We start from the raw sequence: 18,004 nt of genomic DNA on the forward strand, positions 1-18,004 counted from the left end.
TGGTGGTCTCCCCCAGGGGATCGGGGGAGACCACCTGTGCGTCAGACGCTCTCGGCGATCGTGCGCCGTAGACCTCGCTCTGCTGCGCGCAGGAGAGACGCCGAGCCGCTGCCATTCGCGTACTCGATCGGCACGTCATTGCCAGTGTGCTGAGTGATGAAGCCGGTGGCGGCGTGCTTGGCGCAACGCGTCGCTAGAACGACCACGTCCGCTCTGCGCGCCTTCTCTCTCAGCTGCGGCGTGCCAACGTGGTCATAGGCAGTCGAGACCTTCACAGCAGGAGCGATCTTCTGCAACTCTTCCCGGCACCTGGTGAGCACCGCCTCGTCCAAGGAGTACAGGAGCAGCGTCGAAGCCGGCATCGACGCCAGGGGGTCATCCTGCACACCCTCCTCTGCGGGAACGGCCCAATCGAGACCGTCCAGGCCAAGTTCATGAGTGAGCCGCTGCGCGAAGGCCAGATCAGCTTCCGCAAGGCGGTGCCGGTGAATGGACAACGGTGCGAGGAGATCGACACACAATTTCTCACGGGCATCCACGTCAGGGCACGCAGCAAGAAATAGGCGGTCAACGAAGTCCAAGGCGGCCGAGGCCCGTTCGGGAGCGATCCACCGACTGCACTCCGAGCTAACGTCCTTGAGGATCTCTCCGTAGGTGTCGGCAGCGGGTGAGGCCCGAAGAGCGATGTCCATCAGAGCTTGCAGCACAGCCAGATCACCCGGGCTGTAGCGGCCGAAGGCTACGGCATTACGAATGAAGGCATGCGCGCTCTTCGGCGCCGGCTCGTCGTAGCCCACGGCATCGAGGAACGAACCGACAGCACGCCACAGTTCACCCGCCTCGCCATCGCTCAACCCGTCCAAGAACTCCGCCAGAACGTCATCGTTCTGCGCCGGGGTGGGCCACAGCGCCCACACTTCGTCTTCGACGGCCTGCTTGCCAGTTGGGCTTCCATCAGCAAGCGCAGAGAACAACTCTGGCCAAGACTCGACGGGCACGCTTGCATCAGCGCCAGGGGATGCCTCCGAGGATGCTTCAGCCACCGCATCAGGCACCGGCTTAGCCGCCAGACGCTCAGCCTCGCTCAGAGCGAGTGCAGCGATCTGGGGCGCCTGATCCAGTTCCTCAATGGCCGCCAATGCCCGACGGGCAACTGTCACATCATCGAGAATCACGGCCGCAAGCAAGACGACGGTCATCGCCTGAGGACCATACGACCGGGGGTCGCCGACAAGCAGTTCAGGGACCACCCTGCCGTGGGCGATGAGACCCTCTTTAGCCGCGTCGAGGTCTCGCCTAGCGAGAGGTTCCTCGAGGGCCACCGTGTAAACAGCGTTGAGAATGGCGCCCTTCACCGCAGCAGGTGGATCCTGGTGCACGATGTCCGGCAGGTTCGGAAAAGCGAGAACCTTGTTGCTCACTCCGAGGCGATCCAGGCGCTTGAGCCTCAGGTGCGCCAGGTTCGTGGCGGTGAGTCCACCAGCCGCCGCCAACTGCTCCAGTAGATCTTGGGAAGCTGCTTCACCGCCCGCCGCGAGAGCAGCATCGAACTCCGCGATGAGCCGGCCGATGGGTTTGACTGCACGCCACAGGCGGGGCGGGCGTCTTATATAGGTCTTCTGCATCAAGAGCAATGCGTTGGTGAGGCTCTGTCGGTAACGCGAGGGCTGCGCGGTTGTCAGCCTGAAGGTCACGCGCTCGCCGGCGAAGTCCAAGATGGCGCGTTCTACTGGGTCATCCGGGTTGAGCCGGGCCGGGCGCAGGCCGCCACGCTCCATGTCGCAGTAAATATACGTCGGCCCTGCGAAGGCTTCGATCAACTCAGCTGTCTTCGTCACGTCAGCCCGGTCGCGTGCGATGGCGTACATCGCGAATTGATGGCTGTCGGCGTCCCACCGCGGCAGGACGATAGGCGCATCACCGCCGCTGAGCAGAACCTTGACGAAGGGCTCGGTGCGCTCCTTGTGAGCGTAGTCCGGGCGCATGTCGGGCCATGCGTCGTTGCCTGCTCCAAAGAATGCTCTGAGGAAGGTCTGGATACGTTCCGGCGTCCAGTGTTTAGGCTGAGTCATGCGGCATCTCCCCAGCGCTCGGCCAGGTCCAGGCGTGCCTGGGCAGCGGCGTCAATACCTGCCGTGTAGGTCACTCTCTCGTCGTTCTTCGACATGCCGCGAATGGTGAAGTTCATCGAGCCGCTGAGCATCCAGTCGTTGCCGCACAAGGTCTTCTCGTGGATGTTCAGATCCCGCGCCGAGTGGATACGCTCCGGTTCTGCCGCCTTCTTGAGGCGGCGCAGGAAGTCGTCGTTGTGCGCGTCGGGGCGTGTAACGACGTGGATCTTCGCGCCACCGTGGGCGATGCGGGCGATGGCATCGGATAGGCGACAGTTCTGGGGTGGAACATCGCCAAACAGCGCATCGTACGCACCGTGGCTGTTGTCGATGATCTGGACATCGGTGATCCACGGTGACACCAGCCACACGTGATCGCTAGGCGCAATGAACTCCGCGATCAGCGCCGAAGTCAGCATGGTGTCTACGCGCACCGTGGTGTGTAGCCCGGTACGAATTGTGCGTTCCTGGGAACTCACTGGGTCGCCTCCCGCAGTTCGACACGGACCCGGAGTTCGCTCTGCTGACGGAGGACTCCGCAAACCTCTCCGTAGACGCGCAGAACGTCCCGGTCAATGTGGGTGACAGGAATCTGCTTCAAGGCTTGCGCCATTGACTCCTCCTTGCCGGCGGGACAAATGAGATCGACGGCGGAGGTCGCTGAGAGGTGCTTGCAGTACGACTCAACCCAGGCAGCCTGCGTCACATCGACTTCGGGCAGCCGGTCGTCGTGAGCGGCCTGAAACAGAAGTCGTTCCAGTACAGGTGCTTCGGCGTACGGCTGGTAATGCTTCAGGTCCTGGGTACGAGCCTGGTGACCCCGAGGCCACAGGAGGCTGAAGACCTGGTCGGCGCTGAGCGAACGGATTCCAGGCAGTTCGAGTTGCTTCGATCCCACGGCGTACGCCACGACGCGTGCGTCGACTTCAATTCCCAGACGCTTTTCGAGCGCAGTCCAGGCTCTTACGAGAGCGAGAGCCGCGGCGTCGATGTCGGGCCCGGAGCCCGGGCGTAGCAAGCGTGTGGACAACGCCGCGACTGCCGCATGCCGAGGTGGGCCGTCCAATCGAGCCCATGCCTCCCGTAGATCACCGAGTGCGCCTTGGGCTTGCTGTGCCGGCGCGTTAGCGCGAAGCGTCGCCATGGCACGTGCAGCGGCACCCCCCGGTTCCTCAGTGACGTGCTCGAGGAAACGCGTCAAAGTGGCATCCACATACTCGAATTCACTGGGTGCGAGGCTGCTCGTCACAAGTCCCCAGAACTTTCGGGGATCCGCCGAGTAGTAATCGATCAGCTGCTCGATCACGCCCAGGCCTCCGACGGAGGTCTCGCTGAGCCAGATGGTCGTAAGTCCATCCGGTTCGTCGGCGAGTAGCACGTCGATGATGAGGTCGCCGTCTTGCGCGTTCGGGCATGCGCGCTGGGCGGCAGTACGGATCCCGGCGGCCATGGTGTCTCGGTAGGCACGCTGCGCCAAGTCAGCCGTGTCTGCGGACACGTCCTCGATAACGAGGAGCCGGGCTGCTCGATTGAGGGCCTCGATGACGGTGCCCTGGGTGACCAGTGTTGTCAGTTCAGAAACGAGGCGGTCGTTGTCCAGGTGCTCCTCGGACAAGTCGGCATCCCGATAGAGCACCTGGAAGATCCTTGCCAGATCTCTGCTCCATCCCCCATTCGAGAGGAGCGTGCGGATCTCCGCGTTCGTGCGCTCCGCAGTCAGACCGGCCAACGCGAATGCCGTCAGGTAGATCTGAGCGAGTCGCTCGCGCTGGAAGAAGTTTGAGATATCAGCCAGTGCCGGATCTTCTTGGACTGCGTGTGCGAACGCAAGAGCACGCCATTGTGGCGAGGCCAGGTACCGGTTGACCGCGGGGTCCTCAACGTTCAAGGGACGCACCTTGAAACAGGCGGCGTCGACACCGAGGCGGAATCCGAGGGCAGCGGGCTTTCCGCGGAGTTCGTAGCGGACGGACTGGTTCTCGCTTTCCTGGCGTTCACGGCGGACCGTGCATTCGGCGCCGATCGTCATGCGCCGCACCTCGACGGGGTTGCCAGCCGCGTGTGTCGCGAAGCTGACGGCGTCGATCCGCCTCTGCCATGGGGACGGTTTCGGCACCATCCCTTCATCGAATTGGACATCGTCAGGGGCAACAACCTGTGTGCCCCACACCGGGACGCCCTGCGACTGGTCAATGATGTCGCTGTCTGGCTCGACCAGCCCTATCCGCTTCGGCCTGACGACCTCGAATTCGGCCCCGCCGTGCTCGTGAGGCCGCCAAGGGCCTTCGGGCATCCCATCCCTGACGAACTGCGTGAGATTGAGGACGTCGCTGCCTTCGGCAGGCAGAGGGAGCCACGTGCGATGGTCGTCGTTCAAGTACCCGAAGCGTCGGCTAACTCGGCCGGGTACCGCCTCCGTGAGGGCTCTCCCGATCGGCATCGGTTCGACGGCTCCGTCTCCGTCGTCAAAGGGGAGCTCCAGATCAACTTCTGGAAGATTCAAGGGCTCAAACAGAGTTCGAGTGATGTACTCGGGGAGCATGGCGTCGTTCACGGCGCCGGCGTCAGTCACCAGCGGTTTCCAACCGGAGTTGAGCCGTCGTAGTGCGGTGGGCGCCACGGCTAGGAGCAGAGACCGCGGCTGTTCCCACAACACGGCCTGCACTTCGTCGGCGGGGAGTTGCAGGGCCCTGGTGAGGTGCTTTGCGAACTGGTCCTGGACACGGTCGTCGTTCAGCAACTCATCCAGCACCTGTATGAGTGCCTTGTGCTCGCGTTCAAAGCGGGGGTCCACAGCGCCCGACTTCGGCGCTTTCAGGAGCTTGCGCGGGTCTGCATAGCGGAAGCCCTTGCTGCGCAGGCGACGCCCTGCCCAGTCGAGAAGGGCCTGGGCCCCTTGAATCTTGAGGACATAGCGATTCCGTAGAGGCAGCTTGATCGCCTCAACCTCTGGCGCGAAGAGCGTCTCGTAGCCCTGGTAAGCAAGACGATCACGACCGTAGTCAGAGAGAGCCACGACGGTCATCGGCCGCGTACCCCGGGCACGACCAGCACGCCCGCGACGCTGGATGAAGGAGGCAGCATTGCGAGGCGCCTTGTGCTGAAGCACGAAGCCAACACGGGGGTCGTTGAACCCCACCTCCAGGGAGGCGGTGGCGATAGTCAGCCTGGCGTTGTGGTTAACGCCAGCGTCCTGCGAAGAAGTGCGACCAATGACCAAGTGGTGCATGCGCAGATCACGAGCGAGTTCGTTGCCGATCTTCTCGACGAGATCCCACGACTGGCCGTCGTAGTACCGGGCCTCGGGCTCAGGCCGTTCGCGTGAGCGCAGTCCGGCAAGCACGTCGCCGTTTCGGCTCCTGACACCGCGGTGGTTTTGGTCGCCTTCCGCGTCACGTAGGTACTTGTAGAAGCGGTTGGTGACGTCCAGGTCGTCGGTGAACAGGAATCCGGTGGATCCGTACAGAAAGGTCTCGTCACTTGGATCGAGCACTCGGCCGAAGAGCATCGCTGTCTGGATAGATGTCGACAGCAGGCTGGCCCCTGCCACGGGATCACCGCGCAGGGCGAGCGCGTACTCGCGGCCCTCCTCCACCATGCTGTCCTCGGACGGAGCGATGGGGTCGATGTCGCTGTCGCGTAGACCGACGAGTTGTGCGAAGAACTCCTTGGCGTCGCGAAGCGTGGCACTCAGGCCAACGAACGTGACCGGCTTGCGGGCCGCTTCGCGCCACCTTCGTAGTAGGTAGGCGACTTGGGCGCCATGCACGCCGGAATAGGTATGGACCTCGTCGAGGAGCATCAACGAAGGGACCTGCCCGCCGCGCCAACCCAGAAGGCCGTCGAGGTTGCCGTCCGCACTGCAGTTGTTCAGCATCTCGGTCGTCGTGAACAACAGATCGGGTGGGCTGCTCCGCAGGGAACTACGCGTAAGGGCCAGGCGCCCTTCGGGTACCTCATACCGGCAGCGCCAGCAGACGAGGCGCTCGATGTCGGCCGCGCGGTCCGCATCGGACCACACCAACTCCCCGTTTTCACACTTGTCGTTGGGGCAAGAAAGGAAAGGGCAGATGAATCCGTCTTGGAACCGCTTCCAACGCCCCGAACCCCTGCCTTCAGTCAGCCGCCAATCGGTGGACTTGGTTGGGGTGCCTCCATAGAGCGCGCCGATGCGTAGAAATCGCCTACCCTGTTGCGCGAGTGCCTGTTCAACCTTGCTGGCCTCCGTGAGGGCGTCCTTGAGTTGGTCGCGCAACAACTCGGTACGCGGGTACAGGGCCAGAGTGTGGACTTTACCTGGAGCGTGTGCCGCCATTGCCGCGAACGCGGGCAGGTAGAACGAGAGTGTCTTGCCACTACCCGTGCCGGCCCCGACAATGATTCCACTGGACTTGTCCTGGTGGGCGAGCGATTCAAAGACAGTTTGGGTCGCTTCCAACTGGAAGCGTGCCAGACTCTTTCCACCCAGGTAGGCCTTTGCGACGCGGTCTTGGAGGTTTCCCCAGCTAGGCGAAGTACCCAACTGTTCGAGCGCCGATGAGGCAGAGATGTCACGCTTGGGGTAGCGCCGATGCCGCGTGTGAAGCCGGTAGTCGGCAACAAGGCGCTTTCCTTGACGCCACCATCCATTCGGTGCCTCGTCTGCCCAGTCGCCCCGAGGCCGGAAGAGCTGGCGAAGCCCGGCTGTGAGGCGGAGTGACTCGGCGAATCGCGTGCGATAGCGCGCTGGCCCGTCATTCGGCCAGGGCACCTTCCAGATCAGGGCGAGGCCGCGCATCTCCTGGAGTACGTCATGAGGTGAGACGTTCTCCGGGGCTTTCGGATGGTCGCTGAGAACAGACTCGATACATTCGACCACGTCGTCTTCAGAGAGGGCACCCTCCGTCACGCCCCACGAGAGCAGCGGCAGTTCGAGGTCTTCCAAGCGGTTGAGCAGTTCATTGGCGAAATCCTGGTCCATGCTGCGCTGGTTCACGAGCCCTTCCTCTTCAGGCTGATGTGGGCATCCATCCCGTATTCTCGGATGAGCGCGATCTCTTCGTCGGTGACGTCGCGTAGCGTGAGACCGGACTGCTCGCGCAGTCGATCCAGCAGAACGGCTAGTGCCTGCGGCGGGTCTTGAGCGTCCTGAAGTAGTTCAGCCAAGCCAGCATGAGTGACAGCGAAGTTAGTGATGGAGTCCTGGGACGCTTTGCCCTTTGCCAGGCGCTCAAGCTCGGCATGGCGGGCGGATGCCTGCTTCTCGGCCCCTGGATCGAGAAGCATCGAGATCCGCGCTACGGGCAACTCCTCGAGTAGCTGTGCCGTCCACACGGACCAAGCGGCTTGATTTGCTTCCCCAAGACGATCAGCAACCACCTGTGCTTTCTTCTTCGCCGTGTTGAACACCTGATTGGAGGGCAGGCCGCTAGGCCCCAAGCTGCGCTCAAAGCCCGCTCTCCCGTCATCGATGCTGGACAGGTCGATGTCGAGGCCCGCGCCACGGGCCTGCAGAGCTTGGGCGACAGCCAACTGGGAGCGCAGTTGATTGAGCTGGGACCGAAGCTCCATCAACCGAGTTGAAACCCGGGTGGCCTGACGCTGGGACTCTTCGCCATCCGCGATGCGGGAGGCGTGATCTTCTAGCAGCTTTGCCTTCTCGTACACGGACATCTGGGTCACTGACCATCAACCCCTTCGGCTACCAGAGAGCGCCATTCGGCAACGAGTTCCTGTACGCCATCGGCTGCGCTCTTGGCGGCCGAAGAACTTGCCCGCATCTCAGCACCCTTCAGGGCTTCGTCGAGCCACTCATCAGCCACATACAGCAGGTTCCGAACGACCGCGATGGAGGATCCGCGGTCCTGGGCGGCTGTGCGGATGCGTGCAGTGAGAAGGGTCGTCTCTGGACGGTCGTCGTCGTGGCAACGCCCCAGCTCATCCTCCAGCGCGGAGATCGTGGACCACTCCACGGCGCTTGCCTGCTCAAGGAGCAAATCAAGATCGCGTGCTCGCTGAGTAGACAGCGACAAGCTGACCTCCCTGGCCCGATCAACGGCAGACTTGATGCTAGCGAGGGTGTTCTTCCCCGGGGTGCTGCGCGGTTGCCGCAGTCGGATGTCGCGGAGTAGATCGTCGAGCATCGTGATCTGTCCGGCGATCAGGGCGGGCCATGACACGAACGGTTTGACTGCAGGCTTGATCCATTCCGGGACGGTGCTCACTGGTGTTTCCCATGACCAGTTGGTGGCTGCCTGCTCCAGCAGAGGGACCGCCCGGGCAGCATCGATCATGCCCACTGCTCCTCTGCTGCCCTGCGAGATGCCGACCCCGGTACGGATGCGCTTAACCAGGGCGCTGCGCGCAGCAAGGTGCTGGTTGAGTGCGACGGTCCACCGCTCAGGCCTCGGCATAGTGCCGGCGCCCTTCCAGCTCTCGCCGTCGTCGACCGCAGCTGCCAGCAACTCCTCGATGGTCATGCCAGGCCAGGCGCGGCCTGCAAGAACCGCTCCCAGAAGGGATGCGCGCAGACCGAGCACGAGGTCGTCGTCTGTGACCTCCAAGTTGCGCTGAACTCTGGTTGCCATCGCACGGGTGTGCTCTTCGGCGACGGTAGCCAGCCTCCGGACGTCCTCCCCACGGACCTGATCTAGCCCGTACTGCGCGCGGATCAAGCTTTGGAAGAATCTACTGTTCGTCGCGCTCCGCTTGAACTGAATGGGGGCGCTGTCTGCACCGCTGATGCCTGCGACCGCTGAGCCTTCGATGCTGACGACGGTGGCATTGTTCGGCCAGCCCTTGTCCTTCACACTGGCTTGCGCCTGCATGAGCGGTGTATTCCACCGGTACCGCTGGGCCACCGCGGTGGCAACGACTGTGCGGATCGTCCGAGCGTAATCCTGCTGGAGATCCTCGCCGCGGGTCACCCACTCCTCGATGTTCTGAAGGCTCCGCTGCACCGACGGGGGAAAGGTCTTGTCTTCCGTCTTGGCGGTGCTCGACGAGGTGCTGGATCGCCGGGAGGGCTCTGCAGCACGTCGCGGCTGCTCAGGGAGGACCGGAGACTCGGCCGTCATGGGGCTGAGGGCGAACGCCTCCAGCACCGTGGGGTCGATTTCAATGCCCTGAGCGGCTGCATCTTCCCAGAACTCAAGTACCCGCTTGCGCCGGTCGGCGGCAACAGGATCGCTCCGCTCGACGAGTTGCTGCACGGCTGTGCTGAGGGGCTGATCGATCTCAGCAGTGGGGAATCCCTCGGAGAAGGAAGCGTCCGGGAATTCTCCCTTCCGCAGCGAGCTAGCGTGCTGAATAAGGACTGGCCGTACCACGCTTCCCAGAACGGTTCGAGGAACGAACGCCCACGGCTCGGCCTTCGAAGCAGTCGAGTGGACCGCGCGGGTAAGGGCCGACCTGTTGAAGGGGTACAGCCCGTAGCCGTCAGCGGATGCCCCGAACGCATCGTGACAACGAGCCTGTAGCGGGCACTCGTCGCATGCGTTCGTCGGCTCTGCATCGCCTGCTTGCTCCAGTCGATCCTTGCCGACACGTGCGGCGTTGAGGTAGCGGCCCACGAATGCGGCGATCGCCTCTTCGCCGGTGTCTTCCTGGCTGAACGGCACGTCTAGGTCGTAGGCGTAGCCAAGATTCGCGCGTACGCGTGTGAGAGCTGTCTCCGGCAGGTCACGGAAGTAGCCAGTAGTTACCGCCATGAGAGTGCGGATGGGGGCCAGGCGGGTGGAGCCTTCGCGGTGGGCCGCTTCGACGATGGCGTCGAGCAGGTCCTTTTGAACGCCCTGGATGAGGGCAAAGTCCTCGATGAGAAGAATGATCTCTTTGCCCTGCCGGTGGTACTCCTCCCGCACAAGGGTCATAGCTTCTAGCAGGCGCCCCATGCCCAGGTTGAAGCTCCGGTTGATCGCAGTCTCCAAGTGCTCGTTCAGAAGGTCGATCGCGATCTCCTGAAGTTCGGCCTTGGAACTGAGGACCTGAACCCACTTCTTGGCTAGGGCTGATGCCTTACTGACGCCGGTGATGTCCAGAGGGAGGTCATGAACGGTGAACTTCGGAGGGCGATCCCCTTCTCCCTTGGTACGGTCCCGCAGGAGGTAGGTGGCTAGTTGTGGAACAAACTTCTCCGGCCTGAGCATGAATTCACTGACGTGCGGATCGTCAAGGAGTGCTCCGAGTCCCTGAGGGCCGAAGAGCTGCCGAGCCGGCCCTGAAACCCCGCGTCCTGTCTCGGCTACAAGGGTCTCGTTGAGTGAATGGATGAGGCGCCGAGCGAGCACTGATGCGTCGATGTCAGCGGTGAACTTGTCGATCTCCGCCTTCAACTGCTTCAGTTCATCGCTGTCAGCCTTGGCGATCAGGCTTTGAACTACTGCCTTCAGGCTCGTCCTGTGCTTCTCAAGGTAGATGACCTCACGAGACTCAGACTGATCGTCGACCAGATCAAGATGCTCGCGCACCCACCGGACGAGGTGCGACTTTCCAGAACCAGACTCACCCACGATGGGCATGAGCAGCGCGCCGGTGTTGGACTCATGATTCAGGAAGTCATGAAGGACCGCCCGCTCATCGACCGGCTGCCCCTCGAGCACAAGTTGGCGGCCGTCGAGCCGCGCTCGTTGGATCCTCAGGGGAGCGTGCGTGGCCCGGAAGACGGCAGGAGAAGGAGAGATGGCTTCGACGCCAATGGTGTTAGCAGCAGTCGCGGGGTCCCAGCAGACCTGTCCACGGAAGTCAGGCACTTGGGACCTCCTGCATCGTGATGTCGCTTACGTAGCGCGGGCTCGAAGGCTGCTCTGGGTCGGCTACCTGGAGTACTAGAGGGGCATCGGAATCGAGCTCTAGACGCAGCCACTTCTCGTCGCTACCACGCAGCAGTGCAAAGGAGAGGGCAGCGCCCGCCACACGGTCGCCGGGGTTGTCGAGTTGAAGAGTCCGCGAGTATTCGCCGCCCGGCAGCACTGGCAAGTGCTCACGGATGCTTCGGACGGCTGCTACGGCGTTAACCTGCTGGCCAGGCTCCCACAGGCTCTGAACGACATACCTGACGGCGGCGGTGCAGTCCGGAGTCAACGGACTACTGCCTTCCCCGGAGAGGAGGGGGCGGGCAGCGAGCCCCAACGCGGGCGCCCAGTCGCCAAACGGCCGCCAACGCTCAGCGTTAACGATGGCAGGGCCGGCCTCCGGCTTCAAAGCGTTCTGCCTGAGCTTCTGCGCTTGCTCCCAAGCCACCGGAGCCTCCATAGGATCCAGGGTGAGAAACCAGGCCAGGGCCCGAGTGAGGTCGCGGGATTCCTTCTGCTCCTCGTTGTCTCCCAAACCGCTGTTGCGGTCAGGCGCGAGCACTGCGGTGCGCAGAGCAGCGGAGAAGGCATCCCAGTCACGGCCGTCGAGAAGTGCGGCGGGTCCGACAAGCTTCAGCTCACTGGTGGAGTCGTGAACGTGAAGCAACCCGAGTTCCCGAAGGGTCTTGATGGCCTTGTTGAACATCTCCGACGCATCGTCCTTCTCTGGGGAAGCTAGCGTCGGCGGACTCAACAGGGCGCGTGCGCTGTTGAGCGATACAGGCTTCTTCGAGTGGGCGAGTAGACGGACGACTGCCCACATGGGGTCAGGGCGCGAAGCGTCCACATTGATCAGGGCCATCAGAACGACTCCAACGCATTCCGGACGGGGAAGTTTTGAGGATGAAGAGCGGTGAACGGCAGGTCGGGCCGCTCTGGATGCGGCATGCCCCGTGGGTGGATCAGGTACGTCACGTCTGGTGAACCAAGTCGTGACCTGAGCACGCTGTCCACGGATGACGGATCATCGTCCAGAACCCACACGATGGGGCCGTCATAAAAGCGCAGCAGGTCCGCGTCGGTGTCGCAGATGATCGGGCGGGGCGCTACATCCTCCTGGAGGGTCTCGGCTAGGCGGGAGGCGATCCCTGGCCCACCGATCACGTTCATACCGCGAAGGGCCAACATCTCCAGAAGCCGGGGCACATTAACCTGACGCTCAGCGTCGGTCCCCCACCACAAGCTGAGGCAGGAAGCGGTGCCGCGCAAGGTTCCGAGGGGGTCGCGATTGGCCCTCGGAGGGGCAGGAACTAGCGGATGAGGGTCTCCCGCCAGCCTGTAAAAGCCGTTGTCTGTAGGAAGACCTGTCGATCTGCAACTGGGGCAGCCTCGGCAGTTGATACCCGACAGCAGCGGGGCTGCGCCTCGTTGCACCCGGTAGTAGGTGCTGAGTACCTCGCCGGAGCACCGCTCGCCGCGCAGCAAGGTTCGGAGATCAGTAAGTGCGTTCCTCTGAGCAGTGATCGAGCGCCGGCGCTCAGTTTCGAAGCGAGCCTGGAAGTGTCCTTCGTCGTTGGTCTGCGTGTCCGCGATGGAGACGTCGACATGTGTGGAAGCCAACTCGTAGAACCGGTTGAGGCGTTCCTGGAAGACGGCACGCGGTTCGCCTTCGTTCCGCTGGGGTGGTTCAGGGACATGGAGTTCGATGAGCCCTGCGCGCAGCATGAGGTTCAGGGTGCGAATGTTCCAGTCCCGGTTGGCCTCGGAGATGTCATGGACGTTGTCCGGGATCGAGTCGAGGTTGATGAGGTAGTGCCGCGGACGCGTATACGTCTTATCCCGGACGTCCCACATCCACCGCCATCTTGACCAGGCGGTGTCGGCCCTAATGATCGCCTGCCGGTTGATGCCCTCGGCGACGGGCAGGTCTCGGGGGGCCGATGCCAGGTAAGCCACGGACGGGCATCCGTCCCGGCCGGTCCGTCCTACCTCTTGGTAGTAGCGGTCGACGGTTTCCGGCAGGCATGCGTGCACCACGCTGCGGACGTCGGGGAGGTCGACACCCAGGCCGAAGGCTGAGGTTCCTACGACGATGTCGTATTGGGTGGGGATAGGGCCCACGGCAGAGCGGCCGCCCCATCCTTCTACGGCTTGTCGACGCTCGTCGGGGCTTGAATAGCCGGCGACATCGGCGACTCGCCTGTAGCCAGCTGTGCGTAGGCGGTCTGCCCATGCCCGGGCGTCTTTCCGCTCTGTCACGTACAGAGCCAGTGGCTTCGGCAGACGGTCGACTGCACGAAGGACTGCCTCCGTGCGTTCCTCTTCTTCCGTGAAGTCGTCTATGTAGTAGCTAGGCTCGTGGCGCAGTTGGGCGCCCCAAACGATCTCAGCGGGCTTGGACCCTGCGAAGAGTTTCTCGAGCGTGGTCACTTGCTGTTCGGTCAGTGTCGCGCTCATACAGACGGTGACGGGTTCACGCCCTTTAGGGGCGGTGCTCAACCAGGTACGACGGTGGACGGACATGGTTTGGAACTCAGGTCGGAAGCCCTCGCCCCACTGCTCGACAAGATGCGCTTCGTCGACGACGAAGTACTGCAGGTGGCCTGCCTCGGCAGCGTCTTCGAGGGCGGACTTGAGGCCGGACACGAGCGATTCAGGATTCGTAAAGATCAGCCGCTGGCTGCCAGACCGGATGTCCTCTCGCAACTGCTGCTTGAGGTTCTCGTCTAGGTTGCCGATGTAGGCGTATCGGCCAGTAGGGCTTTGCCGGCCGCGGGCGCTCAGCAGCTCTTGGGCGCGGCGTTCCATGTCCAGGGCGAGCACAACCGTTGGCACGACGACCAGGGTCACGCCGCTGCGCTTGCTTGAGAGGAGCGCGGGAGCCTGCACGAGTGCAGTCTTTCCGTGGCCGGTCGGAAGGCAGGCGATCACCGTGCTGCCCGGTTCTGCGAGTGCTACGGCACGTGCTGCTTGGCGCTGGCCGATCGACTTGTACTCGGCGTAGTCCTCGCCGAGAGCCTGGATCCAGAAGGGGTCGGCTGGGCCGGGCTCCAATGCCAGATGCTGATGGAGGCTCTCTCCGAGGTGAATCTGCTGGAAGTCGTGCTCAGCTGCCTCGGTGGCCTTCTGGTCTGATATGTCGGGGTGCCATGGCCGGGCTGTGACCAGGACGCGACGACCAGCCGGGAGGGCGTGGCAGTGGAGTTGTTCCCACTGCAGCCGTGTGGGCAGCGGTGCGCCGAGCGGGACTTCGAGGCCAGAGTTGTTTCCGTGGGCTTGGGCTTCAAGAAGGATTTGTCGTGTCAGTGCTGCCACGTCACGCCATGAAGACCGGCGTTCCATCAGCCCTTCGAGGGTGTCCTTGAGCCGTCGCAGAGTTCCGCGGTATTCCGTGTCCTCGGACGTCGGGGGAACCAACGGCCAGGTGTCAAAGAGTTCTTGAGCCCCGGTCCAACTGTCACTCATGACGCTGGGCTCCGTTTCCCCCGCGGACAACGCACGTAGCGGACATGAGCCGGACGTTCGGCTGCGTGAGTCCGTCGATGAGCAGACTGGCGGTGTTCACGTCGGCCAGTTGGCTCTCGGTATCGCGCAAGAGTCGTCCGGCAGCCCTGCGTGCCTCTGCCTGGGCCCGGGTCACAGCAAGTCGCCGGCGAGCCCGTTGCTGAGCTTCGGTACAGAGCGCCGCCAGGTCGGTGACGCGGAAGAGTTCGTTGCGTGCGACCTTCTCGGCGGTTTCAGCAGAGTGCTGGAACTCCGACCAGCCGCCGAAGATGCCGACAAGCTCACGAACCCGCTGGTTGTTGAAGTTCCGGCACTTCCGGTTGTCGTAAGGGCTGTTCAGCCACTCGAGCGCCGTGGCGAGCGTCAACGCCTCGGTGCTCCCTGCCCGCACCCACACTCTGCGAGTGAACGGTGGAAGAAGAAGGTCAGCCTGTCGCTGCAACGCCCGGCTCACCTCTTCCGGGTTGGTCATCGTCTCTGCTGCTGCCGAAATGTCGGCCTCAACAAGGAAGTCGAAGCCGAAGTAGGGTTCTGGATCACCCGTGTGGCTGGGGTCAATGCGCTGGAAGGCAGTTGCCTGGCCACGTTCGTCGATCGCGCTCAGCGAGGAGAGCATGTCGATGAAGGGGTTGCCGATGCGAAACACCCGGGTGCCTGGGGAGCGCAGAGACTTTGACCGGTTGAACGTCCCCCGCGTCACGGCCGGAGTCAGCGCGGCAGTCTGTGCCAGGTACAGGCGCGGTGGCACATGCGGCCGGGACTCCACGAGGTCGAAGACGGTTTCGCCGACGATGTGATCGGAGCGTCGGATGTTGATGCCGCCAGATCCTTCGCTCGTGTACTGGAAGGCAGCGCGTTGGATGTCTTTCCAGTTCACTTCCAGGTCTCTGAGGGCCTTGGCTGTGTTGTCCCGGCCGTCGGCGTCAAGGTAGATGGCCTCGAGCATGTCCATCTTCTCGATCTGCTGGCGCGCTTCGAGGAGCTGATCCTTTACGCGCTGCTGCGCGGATGTGAGCCCTGCAGGGCCGTCCCGCAGTGCGTCGGTCCAGATTGCGTCGAGGCCTTCCGCGATGGCGTCCTGCAGTGTCGACGCCGACTTCGAAAAGATGTTGTAACCGTCGAGCAGCAGGTCCAGCCACGCTGTGCCGAGGGCTTCGTGCTCGGCGCTTGCGCTGAGCACGTACTGGCTGGCGGCATCGGACTGGCTGACGGATTCGGTGTTGCGATAGCGGTCTACGCGTCCGATTCGTTGCTCGAGCTGGTTTGGGTTCCACGGCAGACGCACATGGACGACGGCATCTGCGACCTGAAGGTTCAGTCCGTCTTCGGCGGTGTCGTCGACGACGAGGACCGACGTGCCCGCCGCTGTGCGCCATTTTGTGACCGCTTCCTCGGAAGCTGCTGCGCCGATCTGGCGGGTGTGCTCCTCAACCTGCGCGGTTCGCGACAAACCGCCTAGGCGCGCTGCGAGTTGGTGCGCCAGTGATCCCGGACCGCAGAAGACGACGATCCGCCCACCGCGATTCAGGGTCGGGATGAGGGCGCTGATCGTCGCCTTCACCCGCTGGTTTCCTTGTGTCTCGTTGAGTTGCCTCTCAAGTTCGAGGAGTGCTTGCCCCTCTGCAGGGATGAGGGTGGGGGCGGCGAGCAGGGCTTGTTCCTGAGGACTGAGACCGGCTCGTTGTGCCGCTTGAGCGTCTCCGTTTACGCGCCAGCGCAAAGTGTCGGCGAAGTCATCGAAGGGCCCGCCGGCTCGGGAGGCAAGGACGCTGAGGATGCGTCCGTAGGCGCTGGTCTCGCCTTCGAGGCCGGTATCGAGCAAGTGATCCGAGACGCCGGTGCGCCACTCCGTGAGGGCAGTTTCGACGGCGTCGAAGGTGGGGGGCAGGGTGAGAACTTGCGGACGTTCCCGGCCGCGGACGGCGTAGGGCTCGCTCTCTTCGTCTTCGTCGTCTGGAAGCACCACTTGGTCGCGCCGGTGCCGGATCACCCGGCGATGGAGGCGGTACGTCTCACTGATGTGCCCTCGCAACTCCTCTACACACAGGGAAAGGTCGGCGGGTTGCACTCCGTCACGGAGGTCATCGTCCTCGGTGAGGCACTCGGCAACCCGACCCGCAAGATTCTCGAATCCGGGGTCATCGGGGAGGAGTCGCCGGATGTCGTCAAGCGTTGACCTCAGCAGGAAGGTGAAGGTGGCGTCCAGGGCATAGACGCTGTCCGCCAACTCGGCGCGTAGGGCGTAGCGGTGCTCGAAGCCTTCGCGATCGTCCCAGCTGTAGAGGTTAGGGTCGAGCAGGTGGAGCAGTCCGAGATGAGTCGTGTAGTGAGAGGTCACAGGGGTCGCGGACAGCAGTAGAAGCTTTGGGGCAGCGTGCGCCAAGGCAGCCAGTTCACGGTAGAGCGTGGGCATCTCGTCGCTGTCCTGGGCCAGCGCATGTGCTTCGTCCACGACGACTAGGGCACTGTCGTGGTATTCGTGCCACTTCTCCGGTGTCTCGTGAGACGTGATCACGATCCGCGCTGAAGGAAAGTCGTCGATGAAGAACTTGTTGCGGAGTTCCTTGTCCCACTGGCGCCGAAGCGGTTCGGGGGCGACGACAGTGACTCGCGCCCGCGGGTCATCGAGAAGGGTCTGGCGGATGACGAAGCCAGCCTCGATGGTCTTCCCCAGTCCGACCTCATCGGCGATGAGGTATCGCTGTACCGGATCGGAGAGCACCGTCATGGCTGCCCGGACCTGATGCGGAAAAATCTCGGCAGCTGAGGACAGCAGCGCCGCCATGTTCGCGCAGGCGGCTCGTTGGGCTACGAGATCTTGCAGGAAGGGCAGCCGAGCGTCGCGAAAGTAGCCCGACTCGTTGCCGCCGCTCGTAAGGACTTGGAGGGGGTTGCGGACGGGGCGGTCCCAGCGCACCCGGAGGTCGCGCTCGCTCGCCCGCTCGTTCCACTTCTTGTTGGGAACTTGGATGAAGTATTCCGGGAGGTGTTCTCCCGTCACCCGTCCCGCCAGCCAGTCTCCGGTGCTCGGTTCTCGCCAGTAGACCCTTGTCTCGGGTTCGAGCCGGGCACGCCAGCAGCTCTTGGCCGGCACATGCTGGGAGTGGACGATCTCCTCGGCTACTGATTCGAAGAAGTCGATGCGCAGCATGTCGCCGTCTATGGCCCCTACTCGGCCAACCCCCGGAGCCGCTGTGAACTCGACGAGGTGCCCTATCGCGAAGCCTGAAGACATCCTTCTTCTCGCCCCCACCTGCTCGTATACCAACGTCGACGAGCTTAGAGGGAACCGCCGACAACAAGGTCAACGAACTAAAAGCGAGATTCGCACACCCATTCGAAATGGGCGCAGGAAGTGGATCCCTGGAGCTACCGCTCGCGTGACGTACAGGGTCAATGTAAGGCAAACGCGGCACTCTTGATGTTGCCTGCACTCGTAGGCGGCGATCGAAGACGGCCGAAAGAACACCTGCCATAGATCTGGGCGGGCCAGGTGCGGGAGGCCGTCAGATTCCGACAGCCGCTCTGGCCGGTCGCCGCAGCGAGAGAGCGGGAGCCGGGTGAACTGCAATGTTTCATCAGTCTTGCCGCCGTCCGCCTGCTATCGGAGGCTGAGCC

At 63.2% G+C, this 18,004-nt stretch carries 8 protein-coding genes; all 8 read right to left on the reverse strand.

All coding sequences use genetic code 11. From position 1 onward, the window contains the following. Positions 1 to 41: 41 nt before the first annotated feature. Genes dpdD through dpdE form a run of 8 tightly spaced genes read right to left on the reverse strand, consistent with a single transcriptional unit; the run spans position 42 to position 17,621 of the window. Positions 42 to 2,072 carry a protein DpdD gene (dpdD, locus tag ACIP8W_RS28475; protein WP_402205209.1) on the reverse strand — a complete coding sequence of 677 codons (2,031 nt, stop codon included), beginning with the start codon at positions 2,070 to 2,072 and terminating at the stop codon, positions 42 to 44. Then, on the reverse strand, positions 2,069 to 2,590 hold the full coding sequence (gene dpdK, locus ACIP8W_RS28480) for a phospholipase D-like domain-containing protein DpdK (protein WP_402205211.1): 522 nt from the start codon (positions 2,588 to 2,590) through the stop codon (positions 2,069 to 2,071). Before dpdK ends, dpdD begins: the two co-directional genes overlap by 4 nt. Then, positions 2,587 to 7,086 (reverse strand): protein DpdJ, encoded by a 4,500-nt coding sequence (gene dpdJ / locus ACIP8W_RS28485; RefSeq protein ID WP_402205213.1) that lies wholly within the window; start codon positions 7,084 to 7,086, stop codon positions 2,587 to 2,589. The genes dpdK and dpdJ overlap by 4 nt, the downstream gene beginning before the upstream one ends. Beyond that, entirely contained in the window at positions 7,083 to 7,772 is a 690-nt protein-coding gene (locus tag ACIP8W_RS28490; protein WP_402205215.1) for a hypothetical protein, read from the reverse strand. Before ACIP8W_RS28490 ends, dpdJ begins: the two co-directional genes overlap by 4 nt. Further along, a complete protein-coding gene (gene dpdH, locus ACIP8W_RS28495) occupies positions 7,769 to 10,840 on the reverse strand; it encodes a protein DpdH (RefSeq protein WP_402205217.1) in 3,072 nt (1,023 codons plus the stop codon). The genes ACIP8W_RS28490 and dpdH overlap by 4 nt, the downstream gene beginning before the upstream one ends. Continuing rightward, on the reverse strand, positions 10,833 to 11,744 hold the full coding sequence (dpdG, locus tag ACIP8W_RS28500) for a protein DpdG (RefSeq protein WP_402205219.1): 912 nt from the start codon (positions 11,742 to 11,744) through the stop codon (positions 10,833 to 10,835). The genes dpdH and dpdG overlap by 8 nt, the downstream gene beginning before the upstream one ends. Continuing rightward, the gene (dpdF, locus tag ACIP8W_RS28505) at positions 11,744 to 14,347 is read right to left on the reverse strand and encodes a protein DpdF (RefSeq protein ID WP_402205221.1); all 2,604 of its coding nucleotides are present in this window, start codon (positions 14,345 to 14,347) and stop codon (positions 11,744 to 11,746) included. The genes dpdG and dpdF overlap by 1 nt, the downstream gene beginning before the upstream one ends. Beyond that, positions 14,340 to 17,621 carry a protein DpdE gene (gene dpdE / locus ACIP8W_RS28510; RefSeq protein ID WP_402205223.1) on the reverse strand — a complete coding sequence of 1,094 codons (3,282 nt, stop codon included), beginning with the start codon at positions 17,619 to 17,621 and terminating at the stop codon, positions 14,340 to 14,342. The genes dpdF and dpdE overlap by 8 nt, the downstream gene beginning before the upstream one ends. Positions 17,622 to 18,004: the final 383 nt, after the last annotated feature.

This window comes from Streptomyces sp. NPDC088554 (assembly GCF_044752945.1).
Taxonomy (GTDB): domain Bacteria; phylum Actinomycetota; class Actinomycetes; order Streptomycetales; family Streptomycetaceae; genus Streptomyces.